The sequence below is a fragment of the Petrotoga sp. HWHPT.55.6.3 genome, assembly GCF_002895495.1.
Taxonomy (GTDB): Bacteria; Thermotogota; Thermotogae; order Petrotogales; family Petrotogaceae; genus Petrotoga; species Petrotoga mobilis.
The window spans coordinates 1-5,272 of sequence record NZ_AZRJ01000026.1; the positions used below are offsets into that span (position 1 = coordinate 1).

Genomic DNA, 5,272 nt, shown 5'->3' on the forward strand with positions numbered 1-5,272 from the left:
GTAATCTGTCCTCTTTCCGAACAGTTCTATGAATGCGTTTCTGTGTTTATTAAATTTCTCTTGTTCTTCTTCCGGTAATTTCAATAATATATCTTTATTTATAATCTTTAGCAACTCTTCTGCGTTTTTTATCCTTACGTTTGGTTTGTCCGTTAATAAGATTACTCCTAGTGCCTTCTTCATGTTTATTATCGTTTCTTCTTTTATATTACTTAAATTTATTAGTTCATAATTTGCTTTTATTAAGTATTCTTCCATGTTTTTTATCTCTGTTATCTTCTCTTTTACATCCATTGGTGATGTCCATTTTGCTTTTCCATCGTAAAAGACCATCCCTATTATGACTGGTAGTTTGAATCCTTTTTGCTCTGATTCTTTTTTGTGACTTTTTACATATTGTTCCCATATCCTTACCTTGTATGCCAACATCCTGAATGCCATCAATTGGTCAACTTTACTTTGATGCTCTAACAATAAGTATATGTATATATCTTGACCGTTTCCTTGAACCCCCTTCGGGGCGTTTCCTTTTTCTATCTTATATAGTATGTCCGATCTTTTGATGGAGAAGTCTTTGCCTATTAGTTCAGTTTGTTCACGTTTTAAATCTGTTTCTTTTATTTGTTTTGTTATCTCTTTTGGTAGAAAGGCTTTTAGGAAGTCATAGAATACGGTTCTGTCTTCAAATAATTCTTTGAATATCGAATCTTTTATTGGATTAGACATAAGCTTCTCCTTTTGGTTTATTTTTTGTTGTGTTTAGCGCCCTTTCGTCCCGCTGCCCACCCATGAAAAAAGGCTTTTACCTTTTCACTCCGCTATCCGTCCATATAAGGAGATGAGAAAGGGCTTCACCAGGGATAAAATACGTTGAAAGATACTGAATCGAATTATGAGCTAACCAATCTTTTCAAGAACATCTTACATAATCTAATGCGTTCTTTTTCTTTTTTATTATTTTTTGCTGTATAATTGTCATTAGATCTCAGTTCTTGATTTTGTAATCTGTAATGATAATGAGGATCATATTTTTTCACCTCGCTTTAGTATTGTTTAAGGTTCTGCCTAATCTTTAGGCCCCTTCTAGGGTGTTCCCCTCTAATACGGCCTTGAAAGGTCAATCAAGTATCGGTGCCTTGAATTTTGCAAATTCTAATGGTATAAGGTTTAACTCAATAAAATATAAACAAAAATATAAACATCAATCCTACAAATCTTTAAAAATTATCGATCATGATATTCTTTATAGAATAGTAGAAAATGAAGAAACATATTTACCTGAGTTGGATAATACATATAGCCTATTTATACATAATCCGAATAATCCTTTTGAAGTGCTATATAATAGATTAGCAATGATAGGGGAAGATAGATATTTCTAAGAGACGAACATAATAAAGAATTAGAAAGAATAAAAAATATAGATAAAAGCAATGATTAAAAAATTAAAGAGCAGACGATTTGAATAAAGAATTTTACGATTTTTGTATTTTAACAAACACAAAATACCCTCTTCAGAAATAGGTAGAAAGTACAACTAAAAAAAGGTAAAATAAGTAAAGGCAATAAGTAAAAGAACAAAATAAATGTTCTTTCATATAATCGGAGTTGACGAAATGGAAGTAGAGTTGAGAAGAGTTACCGAATAATGACAATCGAATGACATTCTTATAAGATAATAAAGTTATGGTATCAAATAGATTATACAGTGAGGAGTTAAAAAGCATAATATTGAAGGTATTGAAACTTATTTACAATGCCTGTTTTAGAGTTTCTGAAGACAGTATAAAAATAAATTATTAAGGAGGTAACAGTAATGAAAGCCGGAGATTTTAAAAAAGCTGTTTTAGATGAATTACAACTCAACATATTATATGGCAGTCGGGCAAGCATGGCGGATTACAAAAAAGCTTTAGACAAAATTTTAGATATAGCAGATGAAGCTGAAATACCTATTGAAGAAATTGAAGACCAATTAAGATATGTACAAGCTGAACCGGAAGATTGTGCAGAAAGTTTGACCAATGTCTTTACAAGAGGACTGTTAGAATGGTATTTAGAAGAACCTGGTAGAATCTATTTCTTGGAAGGCGCAGTAAAAGAACTAGGGGCGCAAGATGGCTTCACTATTTTATCACAAGGCCAGTACCTATATTGGGTAGAAGTTTTATTAGAAGTAACCGAGAAAGGTTTGGAAGAAATAGAGGAACCAGATCTTATAAATATGGATTTAACAGAAACAGATCCGGAATTAGTAGATTTGGAAGAAATAGCAGAAACAGATTGGGATGATGAAGTTTTGTTAGAAGGAGTTTTGGAAGATTTGAATTTGGAAGAAACACCAGAAATAGATACAGAAGATCAAAATAACAAAGAAATAAAAAACTAAGTTTTATACTGAATCCCGACCTTATTGATGGTGATCTTTTCAAAAAAACATTTTTATAGTTGCCATATTCGATGGAGGATTCACAGAAATATCAAAAGGACAATAATAAAATCAGAATAACAGTCGAGGCATTTGCATTTAATAAACGAAAAGCATTCTGATTTTTTTATGTTAAAACTGTAATTACATTCGGAGTTGATAAATAGTGAAGGTATTGTTCATAACGAATTTGTTGCCATTTTCTCATAATCCTGCACGTGGAATTTTCATAACAAATAGGCTTAAAACTATGCAGAGTTTTAATATGGACTTCGATGTTTATGGTATTATTTCTAAAGATTCTTTTGGAATAAAACTTTTGAAAAGGATTCTTTCTATACCAAGTGTAAATTCTATTGATTCGTTTTATGAAGTCGATGGTATAAAATATAAATACGCGTCTTTTAGTAGAAGTTTAGGTGATGTCTTTAATTCGAGAGTATTGAAGAAAAATAATCAAATTAAAGATTCAAAAGAAGTTGCAGAGGATCTGTTTGATAAAATTAAGGATAACGAGTTCGATATAATTCATGCCCATGGGATGTATGAACCACCTGCGGGATTAGTTGCAAAACTGTTATCGCAAAAGCTAAGTGTTCCGTATGTAGTTACCTCCCATGGTAGCGATATAAACTTAGCGATGCATAAGGCGAAAGAATTGTACGTTGATGTTTTAGAAAATGCTGCAAAGGTTATATTTGTAAGTAATGCCTTATTGAACAAAGCTAAATCATTTGGGTATGCTGGTGAGAATTCTGTTGTTATTCCTAACGGGATTGAACCAGATGTCTTTAAACCTTTGGATAAAGAAAAAATAAAAAAAGAATTAGGGTTATCTAAAAAGGTTGTTGGGTTTGTAGGGAACCTTATTAATGTGAAAAGGGCAGATAAATTGCCCGAAATTTTTTCTTACATTTCTTCAATCTACGATGCTGAGTTTTTAGTTGTTGGAGATGGGGAGTTAAGAAAAGGTATCGAAAATGAGTGTAAGAAAAAAAAGTTGAAGGTTAAGTTTGTTGGTCGTGTTTCTCATGAAGATGTACCTTATTATATGAATGCTATGGATGTAATGATACTTCCGAGTAGGAATGAAGGATTTGGAGCTGTTGTTATAGAAGCACAGGGATGTGGGGTGGCTGTTGTTGGTAGCAGTAACGGAGGTATACCTGAGGCAATTGGAGATGGAGGAATAGTTGTAGAAGATGGAGAAGATTTTGAAAAAAGGTTTGCTGAATCGGTTGTGAAATTATTAGAAAATCCAATTGATGAAGGTTATTTAAGAAACAGGGCTTTGGGGTTTTCGTGGGAGAGTATTGTAGAAAAGGAAATAGAGGTGTATAATGAAGTCTTAAATAGATTTGGAGGAAGTAATGCCTAAAGAGAGAGAATTTATTAAATCTTTTTTTCAGTTTTCAATGGGTCAATGGATAGCTGCATTGATTTCTTTCATCACTACTCCTATTACCACTTGGCTTATAATCCCAGAAGAGTTTGGTAAGGCATCGATGTTCACCTTAGCTTTCAATTTGCTTCTCAACGTTGCACTTCTTGGGGCGGATCAGAGTTTTGTTCGTATGTTTTATGAAAGGTCTGAGGATAAGAGAAGAGATTTACTTTGGGATTCTTTGCTGCCTAGTTTAAGTGTAGGCGTTGTGGTTTTTGTTGTAATTGGTATCTTTTGGAAAGAGCTTTCTTTTGTTCTTTTTGGAGATTATACTCATTTTCTTCCGATTTTTTTGTTGGGAGTTACTATATTAATCGGTATTTTAGAGAGATTTTCCACATTGGCTGTTCGGATGAAAAAAAGAGGTATTGCTTTTTCTACGTTGAGGGTAGTAAACGGAGTAACAAATGCGGTTTTTACGATTTTATACGCATTATTCGTTTCAAGAAGCTTTTATGCTGTTATTGTTGGTTTGTTTTTTTCTCATATAGTTACCGCTATATTAGCGATCTTTTTTGAAAGAGAATTGTGGTTTGGGAAGTTCAAGGTCAGTTTTAAATCGATAAAAGCAATTGTTAGATATGGGCTCCCTTTTGTTCCGACTTTTTTAATTACTTGGCTTTTTCAGTCGATAGATAGGTTGGCTTTAAGAAATTATTCTGATTTTACTGAGATAGGTTTGTATTCTGCTGCTTTCAAAGTGGTTGCGGTGATGAATTTAATTCAAACGGGGTTTACTACGTTTTGGACTCCCGTTTCTTATGAAAGCTACGAAAAAGAGCCTGAGAGTAAGGGGATTTTTGAGAAGACTTCTGTGTTTATTGCTGCGGCTATGTTTGTATTTGGATTGCTGATCGTTGTGTTTAAAGATGTGATATTTTTGCTTTTAGAAAGTTCTTATAGGCAGGCTGCTGGGATTAGCTCTTTTTTGATTTTGATGCCTATTATGTATACCGTTTCTGAAACGACGGTTGTTGGTATCAATTTTAAGAAAAAAACATATTGGCATATGTTGATAGCAAGTGTGGCAGCAGGGGTTAATGTGTTTGGGAATTTGATGCTTGTTCCTGTATATGGTGCAAAGGGTGCAGCATTTTCTACAGGGGTGTCATATATAGTTTTCTTTTGTATGAGGACGTTTATATCTAAGAGATTGTTCCCTGTGAATTACCATTTGGGTAAATTTTTTATTAGTACTTTTGTTTTTGTGATTGTTGCTTTTATAAACACTTTTGTTATTAATATGGTTTTTCAGGTTGTGTCTGCTGTTTTGGGTTTGATTGTTGTGATGTTTGTGTATAGAGATCAGGTGAAATATGTGTTTGATTTGGGGGTTGGTTTGATGAGAGAAGTGAAGGAGAGGGTTGTTAGTAGGTGAAATTAGCGCCCTTCCCCCGCTC

4 protein-coding genes are annotated in these 5,272 nt (G+C 33.3%); 3 read left to right on the top strand and 1 reads right to left on the bottom strand.

Annotated features, from left to right (window positions below; translation table 11 throughout):
• The coding region (locus tag X926_RS07805) for an Rpn family recombination-promoting nuclease/putative transposase (RefSeq protein WP_103065659.1) at positions 1 to 726 on the bottom strand (726 nt) is incomplete at its 3' end.
• Between the two features lie 1,090 nt (positions 727 to 1,816).
• Here X926_RS07805 and X926_RS07815 point away from each other — a divergent pair.
• From X926_RS07815 to X926_RS07825, 3 genes are all read left to right on the top strand, one after another.
• Positions 1,817 to 2,389, top strand: coding sequence for a hypothetical protein (locus tag X926_RS07815; RefSeq protein ID WP_103065661.1), 573 nt, complete (start codon positions 1,817 to 1,819; stop codon positions 2,387 to 2,389).
• A gap of 205 nt (positions 2,390 to 2,594) precedes the next feature.
• Positions 2,595 to 3,806, top strand: coding sequence for a glycosyltransferase (locus X926_RS07820; RefSeq protein WP_103065662.1), 1,212 nt, complete (start codon positions 2,595 to 2,597; stop codon positions 3,804 to 3,806).
• Positions 3,799 to 5,250: a lipopolysaccharide biosynthesis protein gene (locus X926_RS07825; protein WP_103065663.1), complete on the top strand. Its 1,452-nt coding sequence runs from the start codon at positions 3,799 to 3,801 to the stop codon at positions 5,248 to 5,250. The genes X926_RS07820 and X926_RS07825 overlap by 8 nt, the downstream gene beginning before the upstream one ends.
• The last annotated feature ends 22 nt before the right edge of the window (positions 5,251 to 5,272 follow it).